Here is a 20,254-nt window from a genome sequence, read left to right on the forward strand (position 1 = left end):
GGACACATGGGTGCGGACGACAACGACGGCGCGTTCGGCGTCGACATCGACTCGGGCCTGCTCCAGCCGACCGAGAGCCTCGAGGCCCGCGGCCTCGGCGACGCCCTGGACGAGGGCTACTCGCCGCCCGATCACCCGTGGGCGCTGAACCCGTCCTTCGGCCCCGAAGGCCTCGCCCGACGGCTCTCGCGCGAGGTCCCGGAGGTGATGATCGGCCCCGCCGAGACCGCCGGGTCCGCCGGGTCCGCCGGTGAGCTCTACGACGACGAGGTCGGGACACGACGCGCCGGACGCCTCGCCGAGTACGAGGGGTCCTTCGACGACTACCAGTACCTCTACGCCGTCGACGTCGGCGTCGACGGTGGCTCGGCGAGCGCCGAGGAGGCCGCGGTCCACCTCGTCCTCGACCCCGACGAGCAGTGACGACCGACCTCGACCGGGCGACGGCTCTGGTCACCGTGACGCGACCCGTCGTGGTCATCCCCTGCCTGGCGCGGGCGAAGGCGCCCGCCGCGGCGCCGTGCCTCGAGGACGGGCGCCGCCTCCCACCGATCTCGTCGACGTGATGCGCCTCGTCGACACCGCGACCGGTGTCGCTCGACCACTGCGGCCGCTGAACGCCGGGCGCGTGACGATCTACGTGTGCGGGGCGACCGTGCACGGCCCGCCCCACCTGGGCCACCTGCGGTCCGCGATCACGTTCGACCTGCTCCGGCGGTGGTTGGAGCACCGAGGCCTCGAGGTCCTGCTCGTCCGGAACGTCACCGACATCGACGACACCATCCTGGCGAAGGCCGTCGAGGCGGGACGGCCGTGATGGGAGTGGGCCGCGACTCACGAGCGCGCGTTCACCGCCGCCTACGAGGCCGTCGGGTGCCGGCCCCCGTCGGCCGAACCACGGGCCACGGGTCACATCACCGAGGCCGTCGAGCTCGTCCGGCGCCTGGTCCACCGCGGGCATGCCTACGTCGGGCCGACCGGCGTCGGCGGCGGGCGTGACGTCTACTTCGCCGTGGCCTCCTGGCCCGAGTACGGCCGCCTCTCCGGAACGAGGACCGATCACGCGCTCTCGGACGTGGAGCTCGCGCGGGGGAAGCACGACCTACGCGACTTCGCCCTGTGGAAGGCGGCCAAGCCCGGCGAGCCGAGCTGGCCCAGCCCGTGGGGTCCGGGGCGACCGAGCTGGCACGTGGAGTGCTCGGCCATGTCGACCCGCTACCTCGGTCCGGCGTTCGACGTCCATGGCGGCGGGCGGGACCTGGTCTTCCCCCACCACGAGAACGAGATGGCCCAGTCGCGGGCAGCCGGCGACGGCTTCGCCGCCTCGTGGATGCACCACGGGTGGGTCACGGTGCAGGGGGAGAAGATGTCGAAGTCGACGGGCAATGCCGTGACCGCCGCCGACGCGCTCGAGCGGGTCCGCCCGATCGAGCTGAGGGCCTACCTGCTCGCCGCGCACTACCGGTCCACGATCGACTACTCCGAGGCCGCGCTGGCCGACGCAGCGGCGGGGTACCGCCGGGTGGAAGCCATGCTCGGCCGCCTCGTCGCCCGGAGCGGGCCGATCGAGGTCGGCGACGTGCCGGGTTCCTTCGCGGCCGCCCTCGACGACGACCTGGCCACCCCGGCCGCGATGGGAGTGCTGCACACGGCGGTCCGCGACGGGAACACAGCGCTCGAACGCGGCGACCTGCGCGGCGCTCGGGAGATGGCCGGCGAAGTGCGGGCGATGGCCTCGGTGCTGGGCATCGATCCGCAGGACCGGACCTGGGCGGACCACGGCGAGACCGACGCCGCGGGGCGCGCTCTCGAGGGCCTGGTCGCGGAGCTGCTCGACGAGCGCAGCCGAGCGCGGACCGGCGGGGACTTCGCCCGCGCCGACCGAATCCGGGAGCGGCTCGGGCGGGTCGGCGTGGACGTCGAGGACACCTCCCACGGGCCCCGCTGGGCCGTGGCGGTCACACGATCCCGCCCCGCGACACCCGAGGACAACCCGTGACCGAGCGGTGGTCCCGACGTGGAGTGACCCCTGCGACGAGCGCGCGTTCATGAGCTCGCCCGACCCTCCACCGGCGCCGACGGACCCCGATCCCCATGAGGCCGCCGATGCCCACGGGGTGGTCTGCCCCCACTGCGGGCACGAGCTGAGCATGTTCGCCGAGCCCATGGCCGATCGGGCCGAGACCGTCGCGTCGAAGGTGGCCGACGCTGTCGGCTCCTGGTGGTTCCTCCTCGTACTGATCATGGTGGGTAGCGGGTGGATCGTCGTGAACCTCGTGGTCGAGCCGCTCCAACCCGACCCGTCCGCGATGCTCGGTTATCTCGGCACGGCCCTCACCGCGGTCACGGCCCTCTACGGTCCGCTCATCCTGCTCGCCCAGCGCCGTAGCGCAGCTCGCGACCGCGCCCGCGACCGCGAAGCGCTGCTCGTCGCCACCCGTACCGAAGGTGATCTCCATGCGATCCTGGAGCGCCTCCGGACCGAAGTGGGGCCTCCGGACCGCTCGTGAGCCACGGACAGGGCGCCGGCCGTCGACTGTGCGCATCCCCGCTGCTGGGGCACGCCCTCGAACAGGTTCAGCAGACCTCTCACCGCGGGTGTTCGAGGAGGAGTGGCGCCGGACGAGGCGCTGGCCCCGACGACCTCGGGGAGATGGCCCGGACCGTCGAGTCCCGGGCTGTCCGCTCGTCAACCGGGCGGGGCGACGCGGACCACGATGTGGGGGCGCCTGTGGGTGTCCGCCGGCCACCTCGCTCGTCATGGTTGCCGTGTGACGAGGACGAGCCCCGATCCCGCCGCCGCGGTCGGACGAGCAGCGGACCAGCGCCGGGACCCCACGGCCGGGGGCGGGTGGACCTCGAGGCCCCCACCTCGCCTGCCCGGCTCCGGTCCTCCCCTGCGCCTGTACGACACAGCCGCCGGGGCCATGCAGACCACCATGCAGACCACATCGCCTTCCGGGGCGGCATCGATGTACGTCTGCGGCGTCACCCCCTACGACGCCACACACCTCGGGCACGCCGCCACCTACCTGGCGTTCGACCTGATCCATCGTGTGTGGCGAGACCTGGGCCACCGTGTGGACTACGTCCAGAACATCACCGATGTCGACGACCCGCTCCTCGAGCGGGCCGCTCGCGATCACCAGGACTGGCGGGCGCTGGCGGCGCGTGAAACGGCCGTCTTCCGCGAGGACATGTCCTTCCTCCGGGTCCTGCCCCCACGTCACCACGTCGGCGCGGTGGAGGCCATGGCCCTGATCATCGACATGATCGCCGAGCTGGTCGCCGACGGCGTCGCGTATCGAGACGACCGGTCCCCCCATCCGGACGTCTATTTCGACGTCGACGCGGGCGGGCCACTCGGCGTGGTGTCGGGGTACGAGACGTCCGCGATGCTCCGGCTGGCCGCCCAGGGGGACGGGGAGTCCCGACACCCAGGGAGGCGCCGTGTCCTGGACCCCGTGATCTGGCGCGCGCACCGCGACGGCGAGCCGGCGTGGGAGTCGGCACTGGGACCGGGACGTCCCGGATGGCACGTGCAGTGCTCAGCGATCGCACGCCACTTCCTCGGCGATCGGATCGACCTCGCGGGCGGCGGCCGCGATCTCGTCTTCCCTCACCACGACTGCAGTGCGGCGCACGTCGAGGCGCTGACCGGGGCGCGCCCCTTCGCCGCGTGCTGGACGCACACCGGGATGGTGGGGCTCGAAGGCGAGAAGATGTCGAAGTCGCGGGGCAACCTGGTCCTGGTCTCGAGCCTGCGAGCCCGTGGCGTCGACGCGGGCGCCATCCGCCTCGCCCTCCTCGACGGCCACTACCGGTCTGATCGGGAGTGGACCGAGGAGCACCTGCGCCGCGCGCAACGACGACTCGACCGCTGGCGCTCCGCGATGACACGACCGGCAGGACCACCGTCCGGGGAACTGGCGGCGGCGGTGCGCTCGCGCCTCGCCGACGACCTCGACACGCCCGGAGCGCTGGCAGCGGTCGACGGGTGGGCCGATGCAGCCCTGGGTGGAGGGGATGGCGACCGAAGCGCTCCCGGAGAGGTCGGCGCGCTCGTCGATGCCCTGCTCGGGGTCGCGCCGCGATAGATCGCTGTCCCTCTCGACCCCTGTGGTCCGGCTTCGGGTACCGCGTGCGTCACGCTCTCGACCTGCAACCTCCACGTATCCAGGCCGGACAACGAGTGGGCGCCGCGTTGTCGCTGTGGGCGATAGCGCGCGAGGCGCCGTGGACGGAGTCTGGCGACCGCACACCTGACTCGCGTGGAGGACGTCGTGACCCAGGCTGGACGAGCCGGCGCGCTCGGGATGATCGAGACGCGGGGACTGGTCGGGGCCATCGAGGCCGCCGACGCGATGGTCAAGGCGGCCAACGTCGAGGTGGAGGGGTACCGAGCCCTGCGCAACGGCCAGGTCTCCGTCCTGGTGCGCGGCGATGTCGGCGCGGTCAACGCTGCGGTCGACGCCGGCAAGGTCGCCGCGGCCAAGGTCGGCGAGCTCTACGCCTCGCACATCATCCCGCGGCCCCACGGCGACACCGAAGGCATCATCGACGCCGCTGTGTCCCACATTCGCTAGCTCGCCGAGCTCCCGTCGCCGTTGAGCTGCAGCAGGCGGAGCGCGACGTCCGCGCGCATGCGGTCCTCGTGGCGGGAGAGGTCGAGGCCTGTGAGCTGCTTGATGCGCTCGAGGCGGTACCGCAACGTCTTGTGGTGCACGAAGAGCTTCTCGGCGGCGACACGCTGGGAACAGTCGGCATCGAAGAAGGCCCGCAGGGTGCGGACGAGCGATCCGTCGTTCTCACGGTCGTAGGCCACCAACGGCCCGGTGACGTCGTCGATGAACGTCTGCAGGTCCGGATCCGAGCCCGACCCCAGCAGCAGCCTCACCACCCCGAGCTCCTCGTAGAGCGAGACGTTGTCCCCGCCGAGACGGTGGGAGGCCGAGAGCGCGGTCTGCGCCTCGTTGAACGCCGCCGGGAGAGCATCCACCTCGTTGTGCGCACGACTCACGCCCCAGGACGACCGCAGTTCCGGCACCTCACGGCGAACCGTGTCGACGATGTCCTGCACCAACCTCTTGGCGGCGGCCGAGTCGAGGCCCTCGGCGACCGCGACGACGAGGTCCCCCCGGAGCGCGACCAGCGCGAGCCGGGGGCCTTCCTCACGATCCCGCAGGGCACGCACCAGGTCGCGCCGGAGCCGGTCGCTACGCGAGGTCTCCCACCCGTGTCGGGTCGCGAGCTCCTCCACGTTGTCCAGGTGCCCGTGCACGACCCGCATCCGGCACCCGAGTGACACGCCCATCTGCTGCGCGCGCGCCCGCGCGGCCGTCCGGTGCTCGGGCGCGCCCTGCACGAGGTCCCAGAGCACCTCGCTGAGCGCCTCGTGCCGCGCGCGGCTGGCGGCACGTTCGCGCAGGAGCGAGAGGGAGCAGGCCATCGCAATCTGTGCGACGACCGCGTCGAGGATCTCCTCCCCGGTCTGCGCGTCGTCGTCGGCCGGGAGCAGGCACACCCATCCGACCTCGTCGCCGTCGGCGTACACCCGTTGGAGGCGGGCGGCGGGCGGGAGGCCCGCCGCCCGACGCAGGGCCCGTCCCTTCCCTGAACGCGTAGGAAGCCGCAAGGGCAGTGTCGGTCCCCCGTGCGCGGCGAGCACGGCTCCGGCTCCGTCGTAGATGCCCACCTGGCACCCGAGCTCGGTCGCGACCCGCCGCGCGAGCGCGGGCAGACCGCCGCCCTCGAGCACGGTGGTGAGCAGGGCGTGCTGGAGTTCGGCGGTCCTCCCGAGCACGCCGACCTGGTGCTTGAGCGCGGTGTGGGCCTTCTCGAGGTCGATGTTGGCGCGGACCTGCTCGTCGTGCAGGCGGGCGCTCCGCAGGGCGATCGTGGCGAAGTTCGCCAGGGTGACCATCCGGCGGACGTCCTGGTCGGTGAACACCGAGGGGCGTCGGCGCCACACCTCGAGCACCCCGAGGAACTCACCGGGCAGCGCCAGCGGAACGGCCAGGGCCGATTCGGTCTGCTCGCGCTCGGCGAGGCCGACGAAGTCGCGGCTGATCGTCCGGTCCTCGACGTAGCGATCGACCTTGGCCGGCTCTCCGGTCTCGAACACGAGCCCCGCGACCCCCATCCCCCGTTTCATGCGCAGGCGAGCCGTGTCGATGACACGGTGCCCGACGCAGGACCGCATCGCGACCTCGTCGCCCTCGCGCAGGAGCACTCCGCAGATGTCGGCGTCCAGGAGACCCAAGGTCCGGGTCGCGATCGAGAGCAGGAGCTGGTCGACGTCGTGCACCGACAGCAGGCGCTCGACGACCTCGGTGACGATCACCGTCTCCTGCGCGGCGTCGTCGCCGGCGCGGACCGCGTCGCCGCGCTCGAGCACGAGCGTCGCCCACGCGCAGCCCTGGGCGACCAGGGCGCGCAGCTCGTCGGGCACCCGAGGGCACTCGATGGTCCAGCAGACGGTGACCCGCCCGACCTGCACCGCGCGACCCGCCGGAGGCGGTGTGCCGGGGTCGACGTCGACGGTCACCTCGCTCCCCAGGGCGGCGGCGACCATGCGCTCCAGGTCATCGAGGGCCTCTTCGGCACACGTCGGCAGCGTCGTCAGCAGATCGCGCAGGCGCTGCGTCCCGTCGGCGGCCGCGGGAGCACGACCCGCATCGACCGGCTCCATCGGATCCACCTCCGCCACCGACCGTCTACGGGCGGATCAGCGTCTTGAGCGTAAGGCGGTCGGCCGTGCGCCGATACGCCTCGACGGCCCCGTCGAGACCGACCCGATCGGTGGCGACGACGCTCGGGTCGAGCACTCCGGCCCGCACCAGGGCCAGGAGGGGTCCGGCGTCGCGCATGAGGTCACCGATGGTGAACGAGAACGCCAGCTCGTCGCTGAACGCACGCGCGGCCGGTAGCTCGACCGTCTCCCCCGGCACGCCGACCGAGGCGACGCGGCCGCGGCGACGCACGAGGTCGAGGGCCAGCGCGAGACCCCGCTCGCCGCCCACCGCGTCGACGACGACATCGGCGCCACGTCCGTCCGTCGCCGCGTCGACGACCTTGCGGGCGTCGTCGGGGCTCGCCGTCAGGGCGCCCTCGCGCGCTGCGGCGTCCCGGCGGTCCGCGACGGGCTCCACCACGACGACGACCCCGGCGCCGACCGCCTGGGCCACCAGGCTGGCGACCTGCCCGACCGGTCCCCCGCCGAGCACCGCGACGGTGTCCCCCGGCTCGGTGCCGGCCCGGCGCAGCGCCGCGTACCCGGTGGCCGCGGTGTCGCCGAGGAAGACGGCGGCGTCGAGATCGATGCCGGGGGGCAGCGGGACGAGGACCGTGTCGGCGTGCGGGACGCGCACCAGCTCGGCCTGGGACCCGGCCAGCGGCGGGCCGAACACCGAGCCGGTGCCGAAGAATCGGCGGTCGGAGCACTGCCAGTGATCGCCGCGGCGGCACCACCAGCACCGGCCGCAGGCGGTGTAGTCGGCGCCGACCACCATGTCGCCGAGCGCGTGCTCGCGCACCTGGTCGCCGCGCTCGACGACCTCGCCGGCGAACTCGTGGCCCAGGACGAAGCCGCGCGGGAGCTGGTCGGGGTGGGCAGCAGCGCGGGACAGGACGTGGAGGTCGGTCCCGCACACCGCGGCCCGCCGCACCCGCACGATCGCATCGGTGGGCGCACACAGGCGGGGATCGGCCACGTCCTCGACGCGGACCTGCCCGTGCCCGGCGTGCACCACGGCCTTCACGATGCCTCCGGCACGGCCGTGAGTCGCCGGCGGATGCGCTCCCCCGCCTCCCGGAGTGCGGCCAGTTCCTCGGGCGTCAGGGGGATCGTGACGATCTCGCGGAGCCCGCTGCGGCCGAGCCGCACGGGCAGGCCGAGGTAGACGTCGCGGATGCCGTAGCTGCCGTCGGCGAGGACAGCCGCCGACATCACCTCGTCGCTGTCGCGCACCATCGCGAGCACCATCCGGGCGGCGGATGTGCCGGGCGCCATGAACGCGCTGCCGGTCTTGAGCAGTCCCACCACCTCGGCACCCGACCCGCGGGCCCGGTCCACCGCCGCATTCAGCCGGCCCGGGGACACCAGCGCATCGAGCGACCGACCGTCATGAGTCGCGCGGGACAGTGGGATGACCATCTCCTCGCCGTGGCTGCCCAGCGCGATGGCGTCGACCGCCGGGGCACGTACCCCGCCGTCCAGCGCGATCAGGGCCTGGAAGCGAGCGGTATCGAGGACACCGGCCATCCCCAGCACACGTGAGGACGGGAAACCCGAGCTCGTCCAGGCGTGCTGGGTCATCTCGTCGAGCGGGTTGGTGACGACGACGATCACCGCATGCGGCGAGGTGGCCGCGACACGCCACGCCAGGTCGCCGACGATCTCGGCGTTGGTGCCGGCGAGGTCGGCGCGCGACATGCCGGGCTGTCGCGGCCGGCCCGCGGTGATCACGACGTAGTCCGCCGGACCGGCGTCCTCCACGCTGCCAACACCCCGCACGCACGTGGCGAAGTCCGAGAGCGGCGCGGTGTGCTGCAGGTCCAGGGCGATGCCCGCCGCCCGGCCCTCATCGATGTCGACGAGCACCACCTCGCCGAAGACGTCGGCGTCGGCCAGGCGCATCCCGGCGATCATCCCGACGTGGCCGGCGCCGACGACCACGGCGCGTCCGGTGCGGCTCGGGCCGCTGCCGAGGCCGCCCGGCAGGGGCGCACCCCGGCGGAAGAGCGCCGGTGACGGCGGGCGCATGGACCGCACCGGGCCGCCGGTGCCCGGCGAGCCGACCGACCCCGGAGGCAGGGGGGTCGCCGGCGACGGAGCACGCTGCGGGGAACCGTTGCGCCGGATGCCGGCCGTCGCCCCTGAGCCGCTCGTCGACGACGACCGGTCCGTCGTCGCGGAGGAGACCGAAGGCGCGGAGGACGGCGGCCGGTCGAGGGCGTCGGCGGACGTGATGGCGACCCCGAGCTCCTGGGCGCGGTCGCGGGCGAGCGGGGTCACGACGTCACCGGGCGACGTCCGCAGCGCGACGCCACGGGTCGCGGCCGCGTCGACGTCCGAGGTCCCCCACACCGTGCTCACCGAGTGGCCTCCTGCCCCTTCATCTCCTCGAGCGCGGCCACCGCGGCGTCGCGGGCGGACTGGACCTCGCTCTCGGTGCCGGAGAGGAACATCCGTCCGAAGCGGCCGACGGCGCGGAGCTCGATGACGGTGATCGACGCGGCCTTCTCGGCCTCGTTGGCGGCGACCGAGATGTAGGCGGCCGGGGCGACCTCCATGATGAACAGGCTCTGCCCCGGCATGAGCATGCTGCCCTTGCGCCACTTGTTGAGCAGCTGCGCCTGGTAGGGGTGCACGTTGGTGATGAACTGCGTCGACGCGATGGCGGGCCGGAGGCGGTCGCTCTCGAGGAGCCCGTACTCGTCGAGGATCGCCTGCCCGGACGCGAGCACCTCGGCCTGTTGCTCCGAGTGGATCTCGAGCAGGCCGAACTCGCGCTCGATGATCTGCAGAGCCGGTCGGACTCCGGCGGCCTTGAGGGCGATGTCGGCGGCCCGGAACACCTCGTTGCCGGGAGCCATCTCGATGTAGAGCTCGGCCATGCCGGCGAGGGGTACGTCGCCGGGGCTGGTCGCCGCGATGTGGGCCGCGCACTGCGGCTGCATGCGGTCGACGAACGCGTAGGTACGCAGGGACGGGGTGCTCGCTGACGTCACGGCGCCGACCTCGCGATCCCCAGCGGGGTGATGAGCAGGGCGTGCGGATGGGTCACGACGGTCCTCTGCAGGTACTGCGCCAGCACGTCGCCGGCGCGGGGGATCATCAGGGCGCCGCCCGCCAGGTGGAGCGGGAGGTCGGCATCGGTGCCGTGGGTCATGGCGCGGATCGACTCGGCGATGCGGTGCAGGCCGGGGACGAGGATCGGCAGCGCGTCGGCGGGTCTCTCCCGCTTGAAACGCTCGGCCTCGGCGACGTCGACGCCGAGGGCGCCGGCCAGCACGAGGTCGAGGTGGTGACCGCCGCCGGGACGGTCGTCCAGTCGCTCCAGCCGCCCGTCGCGGAAGACGCCGACGCCGGTGGAGCCGCCGCCGACGTCGACCACGGCGCCCTCGCTGATCTCGAGGGTCCGCTGGGCGGCGGTGACCTCGTCGACCAGCGTGACCTCGTCGAAGCCGGCCGCCTCGCAGACGTACGTGCAGGCTCGGGCGTCGGCCACCGGGATGCACGGCGGGTGGGCGGTGGCCGCCCTGGTCAGCTCCGTCCCGAGGGCATCGCAGGCGCGTTCGCGCAGCTCACGGACCGTCGCGACCGCTCGGGCGAAGTCGACGACCACGCCGTCGTGGAGGGCCCCCGAGCCGGCCGACTCGACCCATACGGGCCGGTCGGTGCGGTCGGCGCTGTCGAGGACGACGAGCACACAGCTCGCGGTCCCCAGGTCCACCCCGACGCGGGGCCGCACCGGTGTGCCTCCAGGCGGGGCCCCGATCCGTTCCGCAGCGGCGGCGAGCAGCTCGTGGGAGCCCGCAGAGCGTCCGTCCCCGTCGCTCCGCTCGCCCCCCACAGGGCTCAGACCTCGACGCGGTCGTAGACGCTGCGCCATGGCCGGACCTCGTGGGCGACTCGTTTGATGTTGATCAGATGGAGGGGCGTGACGTTGTCCGAGCAGATCGAGCCGCTCCACGTTCCCGTGCCGAGCTGGAAGGACGGGTCGACGTCGGTCGAGTAGCCCATCCCGCCGAAGAGCGCGGGTGTGTTGACGACGATCCGCCCGGCGGGCAGGGCGGCGAACGGCGCGAGTTCGGCGGGGTCGGCAGCGTGCACCGCGGTCGTGTGGCCCTCGCCCCCGAGGGCGAGGATCTCCCGGCAGCGGGCGAGTCCGGCCCGGGGGTCGCGGGCGCGGTAGACCGAGAGGACAGGGCCGAGGATCTCGCGCGAGAGGGGGGTCGTCTCACCGACGGTGTCGAGCTCACAGGCGAGCACACGGGTGGAGTCCGCCACGACGAACCCTGCGAGCTCGGCGAGCCGGCGGGCGCTCTGGCCCACGGCCGCCGGGCGCACGGCGCCGCGATCGTCGAACAGCACCTCGACCAGCGCCGCTTGCTGGGCCGCGTCCATCCAGTGGGCGCCGCCCCGGGCGAAGGCGCTCAGGAAGGCGTCGGCGACCGCGTCGACGACGACGACCGACTGCTCGGCGACGCAGGCCGTGCCGTTGTCGAAGGACTTCGAGGTGATGATCATCTCCGCCGCTTCGGCGACGTCGGGCACGCTCGCGCCGACGTAGGCCGGCACGTTCCCGGCACCCACGGCGATGGTCGGCTTGCCGCTGGAGTAGGCGGCGCGCACCATGCCCGGTCCGCCGGTCGCGAGGACGAGGGCGATCTCGTCGCGGCGCATCAGCTCGGCGGTCGCCGCGAGCGTGGGCGCCTCCAGACAGGAGACGACGCCCTCCGGCGCACCGGCGTCGACCGCGGCCTCAGCCATGATCTCGGCGGCACGCAGGGTGCAGCGCGCGGCGCGGGGGTGCGGTGCGTGGACGACCGCGTTGCCCGACTTCACTGCCGCGAGGCTCTTGAACAGCGCCGTCGACGTCGGGTTGGTGACCGGGATGATCGCCGCGATCACGCCCATGGGGCTACCGATCGCGGTGACCCGGGACGCCTCGTCGGTCCAGAGCACGCCCACGGCGCGGCGCTCGAGCATCCAGCGCGCGACGAACCCGGTGTTGTACCGGTTCTTGTGGATCTTGTGCTCGTAGACGCCGTAGCCCGTCTCGTCGACGGCGAGGCGGGCCAGCTCCTCGGCGGCCTTCGTACCGGCCCGCGCCATGGCCCGCACGTAGCCGTCCAGGGTCTCCTGGTCGACGCCCTCGAGCCGGCGCACGGCCTCGCGCGCCGCCCGGGCCTTGGCGCGGACGTCGGCCAGCCCGGCGAGGTCCGCGTCGAGTCCGCCCGACGGACCCCGGTCCAGGGTCGCGGTCATCTCCCCACCTCTCTCCGTGCTCGGTCCTGACGGTGGCGGGGATCAGCCCTTCGGGCGGGCGAGGACGGTGAGGATGCCCTCGGTCTCGTCGTGCGGGCGGGGGATGACGTGCACCGAGACGACCTCGCCGGCCTTGCCGGCGGCGACCGCCCCGGCGTCGGTGGCCGCCTTCACCGCGCCGACGTCCCCGCGCACCATCACGGTCACGAGGCCGCCCCCGATCTCGCGGTGCCCGAGGACCTGCACGTTGGCCGCCTTCACCATCGCGTCGGCCGCCTCGATCGCGCCGACGAGACCCTTCGTCTCGATCAGCCCGAGGGCGCCGCGCATCGCGACCGCACCGTTCGTGCTCGACCCGGCCGAGGTCGCCGCCGTGGATGTCATGTCGTCCTCCGTGTCGTGTGGTGCTGGGTCTGGAGCGCGGGCCTATGCGGTCCGGTGGATCGCGCTTCTGTGCCGGATGACCGAGTCGGCGATCGCGACGACGGCCCGGTCGGTGGGGGTGCTGTCCCCGGCGGCGACTCGGGCGGCGCTCCCCGTCGTCATCAGGACGACGTCGCCCTCCCCCGCCCCGATCAGGTCGACCGCGACGCAGGTCGGCCCGGCCTCGTCGTCCTCGGTGACGTCCTGCACGAGCAGGAGCGAGACGTTCTGGAAGCCGGGCGAGCGGACGGTGGCCACGACCTGGCCCACCACTCGACCGAGCTGCATCTCCGCGCCTCCCGACCTCGTCGTCCGCACGACCCTGTGAGCCAGGTCTCGTACCGTGGTCGGGACGGTAGGGCGCCGGGACGGTCGTGGGCCCTATCCCCGTCGGACAACGTGAGCGGGCGCCGCTGTCCCGGGTCGCCCTGGCTCGCCCTGTCGCGACGGCGGAGGCTTCTCGTGATCCACGACACAACCGTGCCGCGCCCTGGAGGTCATCGGTGATCCGCGACGAGGACGCCCAGTTCCACCCGCCGACCGGCGACGACCCCGCCCAAGATCAAAGACTCTGGGCCGAGACCAACTACTTCGGCCTCTACGCCGGGCAGGACACCGAGCGTCCGGTGAACATCGGGCTCTACGCACTGCACCGCAAGACGATGGGCATGGTCGGGACCACCGTGTCGATCAACTCCCGCCGCGTGCGCGAGCCCTGGGCCGCGGAGTACTGGGACGCCCAGAACCTGCCGGCGCCGGACAGCCTGCTCGACTACGAGCTGCTCAACGGGCTCAAGGTCGTCTCCACGAAGCCGAACCAGGTCTGGGACGTCGACTACTCCGACCCTGCCACCGGCGTCGAGATCCACTTCCGTTACACGGCGATCATGCCGGCCTACGACATCAACGACCCCGACCAGGACCCGCTCGCGGCCGACCGCGACATGGCCAAGACGTGGGGCCACGCCTACGCCGGGCACTTCGACCAATCCGGGCGGTACGAGGGCGAGGTCTCCGTCCGTGGACGCACCCTGCCGATCGACTGCGTCGCGACGATGGACCACAGCTGGGGAGTCCGCGCGGAGCGGCAGACGTCCCGTCTGTCCTGGATGCACGCCCACTTCGGCGAGGACCTCGTCGTCCACGGCCTCTTCGACTTCGACACCTCGAACGGCCCCGACGGCGAGTCGGCGCTGCGCCTCACGCACGGCTACCTCGTGGAGAGCGGGCAGCTGCACGGCCTCACGGGCGGCCACGGGTCGACACGACGCCGAGGCCTCTACCCGGAGCGCATCGAGATCGAGGTGAGCGCCGGCGACCGGACGATCACGGTCGCGGGGGACGCACTCACGACGTTCCCGTGGCAGTCGCAGCCCGGCGTGGTCGGGCACAACGTCCTGCTGCGCTGGACGAACGACCGCGATGAGCGCGTCGGTTTCGGCGAGTGCATGGACTTCATCGGACTCGGTGAGCTCGGGGAGATCCACAGCCGATGACGAGCCCTGTGCGTGCGGTCGTCTTCGACCTCGACGGGACGCTCGTGCAGACCCGTGTCGCCTCCTGGGAGGTCTTCGAGCCGATCAGCCGACGTCACGGGCTGGGGGTGGACACCCCCGCGCAGTACTTCGAGCTCTTCCGGGGCAACGTGTTCACCTCGATCCGCGGGCTGTGCTCCGACGACGGGCAGGCCCGGGCGGCCACCGAGGACTTCCTGGCCGCACTCAGAGCGGACTACACCCCGCCGCTGGTGCCCGGGATGCATGCCGTCGTCCGTCGGCTCGCGTCGGACCGGACCCTCGCGGTGATGTCGTCGAACGCGATGGAGGTCCTGCGCCGCGTCCTGGTCGACAACGAGCTCGCGTACTGCTTCGCGCACGTCTTCGGTGGTGACGTGGCTCCGGACAAGCGCGCGGCGCTGCGGGCCTTCCTGGCCGACGCCGGCAGCGGATACGGCCGACGGTGCTCGGCCGACTACGACGAGGCGGGCGAGGCGGAGCGACCCGACCCGGCCACGACGGTGCTGGTCACCGACACCGCAGGCGACGTCCGCGACGCCCGCGAGGTCGGGGTCCGCGTCATCGGCGTCAGCTGGGGCATGCACACGGCAGCCGAGCTCACCGAGGCCGGCGCGGAGTTCGTCGCGCTGTGGCCCCAGGAAATCCTCTCCCACCTTCTCGGCGACGACGCCGCCCGCGGGCCGACCGGTGCCTGCGCGGTGCCGGGCTCTGCGGTCCCTGCCACGCGCACCGGAAGCGCGGGGTGCGGCTGCGGGTGCAGCACCGGGACCGAGGAGCCCCCGGAGGACCCGGGCGGACGCCGACGCCGACGCCGACGCGACGCGACGGTGGCCCTGCAGGGCAGCGCTGCAGAGCTCGCGGTGGAGGCGCACCGACCGAACGGCCACCGTCCGGGCGCGTCCGACGACGTGCTCGAGGCGATGCGCCGGATCTGCCGTGCCCGATGAGTTCCTCACCCGACCGGCACGCTGAGCTTCCGTGATCTCGGCGGCCTGCCCGCCGGTGCGGGGCGCCGCACCCGGCGGGGGCTGCCGTTCCGCAGCGACACCCTCCAGGAGGCATCGACGCCGCCCTGCTCGCCCGCTTCCCGGACCTCCTCACCGAAGACCGCGGCCTGATACCTACCGGGACAGCGCCGCCCGACCGAGCCCCAGCAACAGGGGACGGACCTCGGGCAGGTCGACCGCGTAGCGCCGGAACCCGAGCCGGTGCAACGTCGCCGCGACCTCGTCGGAGACCGTCCCGCTGAGGCGCACCCCGGTACCCGGAGGAACGTCCTGGAGGAGGTGCACCACCACGGGATCGAGCTCGTGGCGGGGGTCGACGGCGAGGAGCCCCCGCGCGACGTAGGCGTCGAGGGGCTCGGCGGTGAGGAACTGCCGGGCCGGGATCCCGAACATGGCCGCTTGCAACGCGCGGACCTCGAGCCACACGACGCCGCTGTGGGCCGCCAGCTCGGTCGCGCCCAGCACGGCACGAGGGCTCGTCAGGTAGGTCCCGACGGCCGGTGCGTCGGGACCGTCATCGAGCGCGGCGAGAGCCCGCGCCTCCGCGGGGTCGGACACGTGGCGCACGGCCAGGCGCAGCCGGCCTGCGTAACCGGCGACACCCGCGGCGCGGACGAGGCCTCCGCGCTGCGCGCGGATCAGGTCGGGCACCCCGAGCGGCAGCGCCAGCTCCGGGTGGCGCGTCGTCACCGCGGTCTGCTGGAGCAGCTCGCGGGACTCGTCAGCGAGCAGGTCGATCGCCCGGACGTCGACGTCCTCCACCCCGCCGTCGCGCGCCGCGGCGAGCAGCGGCGCCAGGTGCTCGGCCACGGCATCGCGCACCTCGGAGAGCGCCCCGACCCCGTTGAGGCCCTTCTCCAGCAGCATCTCGACCAACCGATCGAGGTCGCCGGACGCCGCGAGCACGTCGTCGATCGCGGTGACCACCCCGATCGCGCCCGCCCCGCGGGCGGTGTCGACGTCGCCGGGCAAGGTCACGCGTGCCAGCACCTCGCTGCCGGCGGCGTCCGCGGCCGCGGCCAGCAGGGTGTCCATGGCCTCGTTGGCCGCCGCCGGCGTCGTCGTCGGGAGGGCGCCGGCGAACAGTTCCCCCGACCCGCCATCGAGCGAGACGGGGTCGCCCTCCGCCAGGGTTCGCGCACCGGTGTGGACCGTGCGCGCCGCGTCGTCGATCTCGAGGTCCGCAGCGCCGACCACGCAGGCGGTGCCCAACGCGCGGGCGACGACGGCGGCGTGGCTGGTGGAGCCCCCGGTGGCGGTGACGATCCCGGAAGCCGCGATCATGCCGTGGAGATCGGCAGGACTGGTGACCGATCGTCCGAGGATGACCGAGGCCCCGGCGTCGGCGCGTTCCCGGGCCCGGTCCGGGTCCAGCACGAGCTCGCCCGACACCTGGCCCGGGCAGGCACCGATACCGGTGAGCAGCAGCCGGCCGTCGTCGCGGGCCGCAGCGAGGGCGCTCGGGTCGAACCCGGGGCGTTGCGCCTGGCGGAGCTGGGCAGCGGTCACCAGCTCCAGCGCGCGTGCGGCGCCGGCCGTGCCGTCGGCGAGGAGGTCGGCCGCGATCCGTACCGCAGCCTCGGGGGTGCGCTTGGCGCTGCGGACCTGCAGGAAGTACAGGACGCCGTGCTCCACGGTGAACTCGATGTCGAGCACGTCGCCGTGCCGCGCCTCGAGCTCCGCGCCCGTGCGCTCCAGTTCGGCCAGCAGGTCCGCCGACAGCGCCTCCTGCACGCGGTCGGGCGTCCGGACGCCCGCGACGACGTCCTCGCCCTGGCTGTGCGCGAGGTACTCGCCGTAGAGCCCGGGTGCACCGGTGATGGGGTCGCGGGTGAACGCGACACCGGACCCGGACGTGTCGTCGAGATTGCCGAAGACCATGGATTGCACGACGACCGCGGTGCCCATGTCGTGCGGGATGCCGTGGTGCTCGCGGTAGGTGCGGGCTCGGCGGGTGTTCCACGAGCGGAAGACCGCCTCGACCGCGTGCAGGAGCTGGTGCCACGGCGTCGACGGCACGCTCTCTCCGAGCTCGTCGTCCAGCGCCTCCTCGGCCGCTGCCCAGATGCGGTCGAACGCCGCGCCCGGCTCTTCTCCGGGATCGGCCTCGGCAACGAGCGCATCGACCGTCGGACGGTCGTCGAGGGCGCCGAGGACGATCTCGGAGTACATCGCGTGGAAGCGGGCGACGAGATCGGCAATGAAGTGCGTGTCGGTGGACCGTTGCGCGAGCGCGACCGCCGCCTCGCGCGAAAGGCCGAGGTCGAGGACGGTGTCCATCATTCCCGGCATCGACACCGGCGCGCCGGAGCGCACCGAGAGCAGGAGCGGCTCGGGACCGATGCCGAAGGTCTTCCCCGTCGCCGCCTCGAGCTCCGCGAGGCGGTGCCGGATCTCGTCCTCCAGACCGTCGGGCAGCGCGCCACGGTCGAGGTAGACGTGGCAGGCGCCGGTGGTGATGACGTAGCCGGGCGGCACCCGCAGGCCGTCGTGGGTCATGCGCACCAGGCCCGAGCCCTTGCCGCCGAGCTCACCGGCGTCGACCGGGCCGTCGTCGGTGAACGCGCGCGTCCAGGTCACTCGGCGCGCTCCCGACCCAGGGTGCGCAGCAGGTCCTCGTGGAACTCGAACCAGATGGTGTGCACGGAGTCCCGCGTCGGGGACGAGATGAGGTCGTGGTCGCCGGCGTCGACGGCCTCGAGCGCGGAGGCGAAACGGGTGGAGTAGGTCGAGAATCGGGCGTCGTGCTCGGCCAGGGCATCGAGAAGCGCCTCGAGCCGCCCGACGAGGCGCTCGATCTTGGTGATGACCTTCTCGTCGTAGCCCGCGTCCGAGTGGTCGTTGGTCACCTTCCGGCCACCGACCTCGACCTGCTGCCAGGAGGACATGGCGACGAGGAACTGGGAGTTGGTGGTCTCGAAGCGCCCGACCAGGGCCAGGACGTCGTCGTCGGCACGGATCGGGGCATAGATCCCGGCCGCGGTCGCCGCGAGGGCGGGCTCGGCCTCGTCGGTGGGGAGAGCGGAGCCTCCTGCGACGACGGCGAGTCCGTTGTTCGCCAGGTCCTCCAACCGCCCCTCGACGTCTCCGGCCTCCATCCCGGTGACCGTCGCGATCGCGGCGGCACCGGCCATCTTCTTCAGGGCCAGGACGTTGAGCACGTCGTAGTCGGGTTTGGCCAGGGTCGTGACGGCCATCGGCGTCCCTCCTCGCTCGGGCACCGGTGTGGCGCCCCGCCCTCGCGGGACACCACACCGGCCGCTGGTCATGGTCGCGGCGCGGCCTACAGCCAGCGATACTTCGAGCGGGTGGGGCTGATGCCGTCGGGGAAGGGCAGGTAACCGGCACCCGAGAAGATCTTGCTCGGGACGGTCTCCTGCGCGAATCCTCGCTTGGTGATGTCGTAGTAGTAGTTCGCGACCCGCTGGTCGATCTCCCAGAGGTCGTAGTCGCGGCAGGCCTTCTCGTAGGTCCCGGCCGCGCGCATGTGCGGCAGGATCATGTCGATGTAGTAGACGTACTGGCCGTTCCAGATCAGGTCGCGGCGGCACATCTTCGACGTCTTGGTGTAGAGCTTGAGCGTCGCGGTCTGGACCCGGCCCAGGTGGTCGTCGAGGTCGTCGATGGCGATCGGGTAGACCTCACCCATCGGCGTGTCCCACTTCTCGCGAGCGAACACGGCACCGCCGACGACGGCCTGGAGGTAGTTCTTCGGGCGCGTGAACGTCGTGGAGATGTCGTTCACCCGGATCTCGTCCAGGCCCATGATCTCGGGGTCGATGGTCAGCGCGAGCGTGTAGGCGTGCGGGAGACCTGCGTCCTCGCAGACGTCGCTCCAGTGGAACACCTCCTCGTTCACGAAGAGGTCGCGCAGGATGAGCAGCTTGCCGTCGGGCAGCTCGTACGGGCCGGTGTCGCCGAGCCCGAGGCGGCAGTCGTAGTGGTCGAGGAACGCCAGCAGCTCTGCGGCCGCGTTGAACCGGGTGAACTTCTGGTGCTTCGGACTGTCCGGTTCGAGCTCCTCGACCTGGTTGACGATCGAGTCCAGGAAGTCCTGGTCGTGGATGCGGCAGCGGTAGCGGTCCTGCGAGTTGAGGATGTAGCCGTCCTGACGCTTGCCCCACAGGACGCGCTGCATGAACTTGAGGATCTCGTTGGACTCCTCGACGTACTCGTCGGGCTTGATCGCCTCGAGGGCGAGGAGGCCACAGCGCCCCATGCCGAAGCCGACCGCACCGATGCACCAGTCGTGCACCGCGTTGATCTTGGTGCCGATCTGGCGCTTGGCGGTCGCGCCGATGTCCATGATCCCCTGGGCCCCGCCGGCGGCCTCCGTCGTCATCGCGAGGAGCTCGGGCCACCGGTAGAACTCGTGCATGAAGGCCAGGATCTCGTACTCCTGGCGGGGGATCATGCCCGAGACGCCCTCGGTGGCCCGCATGACGAGCACGTCCCAGATGTTCCACGCCAGGTAGTTGTTGAGGTCGTTGAGCTCGTCGATCGTGAAGCGGTCGCGGAGGACGTCCTCCTTCGACACCCTCTCGAGCACCCCGCTCTTCGCCCGCGACTTCATCATCTTGTCGCCGAGGATGCCGTCGGTGACGGGATCCATCCCGACGAAGTTGCCGGTGTAGGTCAGGTCCTGGAAGCGGAGGCCGTCGTCGCCCTCCTCGTAGCGCTGGCGGAAGTTCGCCTGCTTGCCCGCGGTCGTGGTCATTCGGGTGTCAGCTCCTGGCTCGGTGGTCGGCGGCTCGGTGGTCGGCTGCTCGTGGTCGGCTGGTCGCGTTCGCCCGTCAGACCTCCACCACCCGGCCGACCTCGTTGTCGGTGCAGTCGAGCCGGACCTGCTTGCCGTCGAGCTCGCGGGCGATCTCCTCGAAGTGCGACTCGTCGGTCGAACCCACGACGTAGCGCGAGTCGCTCCCCGTCAGGTGGGCCGTCATGACGCACGGGGTCTGGAACTCCCGCGAGAGGATGCCGAGGTGCGACTCGGGCGCCCCCGACATCGTGATCACCCCGATGGCGCCCATGCTCAGTGCAGGCGCGAGGAAGGTCGTCGTGCCGCCGCGGACCAGGAGGATGTGCTCCTGGAGCTTCCCCGACTGGATGAGCTGGATGACGTCGGACGGCGCCGACAGGTACTTCACCGTCCCGAACGGGGACTTGGACGTGTCGAAGACGTTGTAGCCCTCGGCGAGGACGTCGGCCATGGAGTTCCTCCTCGAACTGCTCGGTGTGCGCGCGGAGCCGGCTCGCCCGGAGGCCTCCGTCGTGCGGCGTTGCCCACGTCACAGTGCCTTGGATCACTCTCG

19 protein-coding genes and 2 pseudogenes are annotated in these 20,254 nt (G+C 72.5%); 9 read left to right on the top strand and 12 right to left on the bottom strand.

The features are described from left to right. Positions 1-6 precede the first annotated feature (6 nt). The 6 genes and pseudogenes from PH191_RS20990 (at position 7) to PH191_RS21015 (ending at position 4,586) form a co-directional block, all read left to right on the top strand. Positions 7-423, top strand: coding sequence for a DUF5709 domain-containing protein (locus tag PH191_RS20990; protein ID WP_274196577.1), 417 nt, complete (start codon positions 7-9; stop codon positions 421-423). Continuing rightward, positions 420-566 (top strand): hypothetical protein, encoded by a 147-nt coding sequence (locus PH191_RS20995; protein WP_274196578.1) that lies wholly within the window; start codon positions 420-422, stop codon positions 564-566. Before PH191_RS20990 ends, PH191_RS20995 begins: the two co-directional genes overlap by 4 nt. Further along, positions 566-1,999: pseudogene (cysS, locus tag PH191_RS21000) on the top strand (cysteine--tRNA ligase). Before PH191_RS20995 ends, cysS begins: the two are co-directional and overlap by 1 nt. Before the next feature lie 151 nt (positions 2,000-2,150). After that, positions 2,151-2,510, top strand: a complete 360-nt coding sequence (locus PH191_RS21005; protein WP_274196579.1) for a DUF1003 domain-containing protein — start codon at positions 2,151-2,153, stop codon at positions 2,508-2,510. A 342-nt stretch (positions 2,511-2,852) separates the two neighbouring features. Further along, a pseudogene (gene mshC, locus PH191_RS21010) lies at positions 2,853-4,097 on the top strand (cysteine--1-D-myo-inosityl 2-amino-2-deoxy-alpha-D-glucopyranoside ligase); the annotation flags it as partial. 186 nt (positions 4,098-4,283) lie between these two features. Next, on the top strand, positions 4,284-4,586 hold the full coding sequence (locus PH191_RS21015) for a BMC domain-containing protein (protein WP_337994088.1): 303 nt from the start codon (positions 4,284-4,286) through the stop codon (positions 4,584-4,586). Here the strand turns inward: PH191_RS21015 and PH191_RS21020 are convergent. The 8 genes from PH191_RS21020 to PH191_RS21055 all read right to left on the bottom strand — a co-directional run bounded on the left by PH191_RS21020 (position 4,583) and on the right by PH191_RS21055 (position 12,706). Continuing rightward, on the bottom strand, positions 4,583-6,691 hold the full coding sequence (locus tag PH191_RS21020; protein ID WP_274196580.1) for a helix-turn-helix domain-containing protein: 2,109 nt from the start codon (positions 6,689-6,691) through the stop codon (positions 4,583-4,585). The two genes, PH191_RS21015 and PH191_RS21020, sit on opposite strands and share 4 nt — an antisense overlap. A gap of 25 nt (positions 6,692-6,716) precedes the next feature. Next, entirely contained in the window at positions 6,717-7,760 is a 1,044-nt protein-coding gene (locus PH191_RS21025; RefSeq protein WP_274196581.1) for an alcohol dehydrogenase catalytic domain-containing protein, read from the bottom strand. Beyond that, positions 7,757-9,097: a malate dehydrogenase gene (locus PH191_RS21030; RefSeq protein WP_274196582.1), complete on the bottom strand. Its 1,341-nt coding sequence runs from the start codon at positions 9,095-9,097 to the stop codon at positions 7,757-7,759. Before PH191_RS21030 ends, PH191_RS21025 begins: the two co-directional genes overlap by 4 nt. Then, positions 9,094-9,732 (bottom strand): BMC domain-containing protein, encoded by a 639-nt coding sequence (locus PH191_RS21035; RefSeq protein ID WP_274196583.1) that lies wholly within the window; start codon positions 9,730-9,732, stop codon positions 9,094-9,096. Before PH191_RS21035 ends, PH191_RS21030 begins: the two co-directional genes overlap by 4 nt. Further along, complete coding sequence (eutJ, locus tag PH191_RS21040) at positions 9,729-10,616, bottom strand: ethanolamine utilization protein EutJ (protein ID WP_274196584.1); 888 nt, start codon at positions 10,614-10,616, stop codon at positions 9,729-9,731. The genes PH191_RS21035 and eutJ overlap by 4 nt, the downstream gene beginning before the upstream one ends. Then, positions 10,583-11,995 (bottom strand): aldehyde dehydrogenase family protein, encoded by a 1,413-nt coding sequence (locus tag PH191_RS21045; RefSeq protein WP_274196585.1) that lies wholly within the window; start codon positions 11,993-11,995, stop codon positions 10,583-10,585. Before PH191_RS21045 ends, eutJ begins: the two co-directional genes overlap by 34 nt. A gap of 42 nt (positions 11,996-12,037) precedes the next feature. Beyond that, complete coding sequence (locus PH191_RS21050; RefSeq protein ID WP_116708163.1) at positions 12,038-12,325, bottom strand: BMC domain-containing protein; 288 nt, start codon at positions 12,323-12,325, stop codon at positions 12,038-12,040. 96 nt (positions 12,326-12,421) lie between these two features. Continuing rightward, positions 12,422-12,706 (bottom strand): EutN/CcmL family microcompartment protein, encoded by a 285-nt coding sequence (locus PH191_RS21055; RefSeq protein WP_274196586.1) that lies wholly within the window; start codon positions 12,704-12,706, stop codon positions 12,422-12,424. Positions 12,707-12,921: 215 nt separating this feature from the next. Here PH191_RS21055 and PH191_RS21060 point away from each other — a divergent pair, with 215 nt between their 5' ends. From PH191_RS21060 to PH191_RS21070, 3 genes are read left to right on the top strand one after another with little or no spacing between them, the layout of a single operon-like run. Then, positions 12,922-13,914, top strand: coding sequence for a DUF7064 domain-containing protein (locus tag PH191_RS21060; RefSeq protein WP_274196587.1), 993 nt, complete (start codon positions 12,922-12,924; stop codon positions 13,912-13,914). After that, positions 13,911-14,882 carry an HAD family hydrolase gene (locus tag PH191_RS21065; RefSeq protein ID WP_274196588.1) on the top strand — a complete coding sequence of 324 codons (972 nt, stop codon included), beginning with the start codon at positions 13,911-13,913 and terminating at the stop codon, positions 14,880-14,882. Before PH191_RS21060 ends, PH191_RS21065 begins: the two co-directional genes overlap by 4 nt. 21 nt (positions 14,883-14,903) lie before the next feature. Further along, positions 14,904-15,053, top strand: a complete 150-nt coding sequence (locus PH191_RS21070) for a tyrosine-protein phosphatase (protein WP_274196750.1) — start codon at positions 14,904-14,906, stop codon at positions 15,051-15,053. Positions 15,054-15,056: 3 nt separating this feature from the next. On the opposite strand, the gene PH191_RS21075 is transcribed toward PH191_RS21070, so the two are convergent. The 4 genes from PH191_RS21075 to PH191_RS21090 all read right to left on the bottom strand — a co-directional run bounded on the left by PH191_RS21075 (position 15,057) and on the right by PH191_RS21090 (position 20,152). Then, a complete protein-coding gene (locus PH191_RS21075) occupies positions 15,057-17,522 on the bottom strand; it encodes a pyruvate, phosphate dikinase (RefSeq protein WP_274196589.1) in 2,466 nt (821 codons plus the stop codon). Further along, positions 17,519-18,139, bottom strand: coding sequence for a hypothetical protein (locus PH191_RS21080; protein WP_274196590.1), 621 nt, complete (start codon positions 18,137-18,139; stop codon positions 17,519-17,521). The genes PH191_RS21075 and PH191_RS21080 overlap by 4 nt, the downstream gene beginning before the upstream one ends. A gap of 86 nt (positions 18,140-18,225) precedes the next feature. Next, entirely contained in the window at positions 18,226-19,659 is a 1,434-nt protein-coding gene (locus PH191_RS21085; RefSeq protein ID WP_274196591.1) for a hypothetical protein, read from the bottom strand. 76 nt (positions 19,660-19,735) lie between these two features. Next, positions 19,736-20,152 carry a PEP-utilizing enzyme gene (locus PH191_RS21090; RefSeq protein ID WP_274196592.1) on the bottom strand — a complete coding sequence of 139 codons (417 nt, stop codon included), beginning with the start codon at positions 20,150-20,152 and terminating at the stop codon, positions 19,736-19,738. Between the last annotated feature and the right edge of the window lie 102 nt (positions 20,153-20,254).

It is taken from the genome of Actinomycetospora callitridis (genome assembly GCF_028737265.1).
GTDB lineage: Bacteria > Actinomycetota > Actinomycetes > Mycobacteriales > Pseudonocardiaceae > Actinomycetospora > Actinomycetospora callitridis.

Excerpts from the sequence above, each read along its gene's own strand:
- PH191_RS21020 (WP_274196580.1), bottom strand. The coding sequence starts at position 6,691 with ATGGAGCCGGTCGATGCGGGTCGTGCTCCCGCGGCCGCCGACGGGACG.
- PH191_RS21080 (WP_274196590.1), bottom strand. The coding sequence starts at position 18,139 with ATGGCCGTCACGACCCTGGCCAAACCCGACTACGACGTGCTCAACGTC.
- eutJ (WP_274196584.1), bottom strand. The coding sequence starts at position 10,616 with ATGGCGCAGCGTCTACGACCGCGTCGAGGTCTGAGCCCTGTGGGGGGC.
- PH191_RS21045 (WP_274196585.1), bottom strand. The coding sequence starts at position 11,995 with ATGACCGCGACCCTGGACCGGGGTCCGTCGGGCGGACTCGACGCGGAC.
- PH191_RS21090 (WP_274196592.1), bottom strand. The coding sequence starts at position 20,152 with ATGGCCGACGTCCTCGCCGAGGGCTACAACGTCTTCGACACGTCCAAG.
- PH191_RS21085 (WP_274196591.1), bottom strand. The coding sequence starts at position 19,659 with ATGACCACGACCGCGGGCAAGCAGGCGAACTTCCGCCAGCGCTACGAG.
- PH191_RS21005 (WP_274196579.1), top strand. The coding sequence starts at position 2,151 with ATGTTCGCCGAGCCCATGGCCGATCGGGCCGAGACCGTCGCGTCGAAG.
- PH191_RS21055 (WP_274196586.1), bottom strand. The coding sequence starts at position 12,706 with ATGCAGCTCGGTCGAGTGGTGGGCCAGGTCGTGGCCACCGTCCGCTCG.
- PH191_RS21065 (WP_274196588.1), top strand. The coding sequence starts at position 13,911 with ATGACGAGCCCTGTGCGTGCGGTCGTCTTCGACCTCGACGGGACGCTC.
- PH191_RS20990 (WP_274196577.1), top strand. The coding sequence starts at position 7 with ATGGGTGCGGACGACAACGACGGCGCGTTCGGCGTCGACATCGACTCG.
- PH191_RS21050 (WP_116708163.1), bottom strand. The coding sequence starts at position 12,325 with ATGCGCGGCGCCCTCGGGCTGATCGAGACGAAGGGTCTCGTCGGCGCG.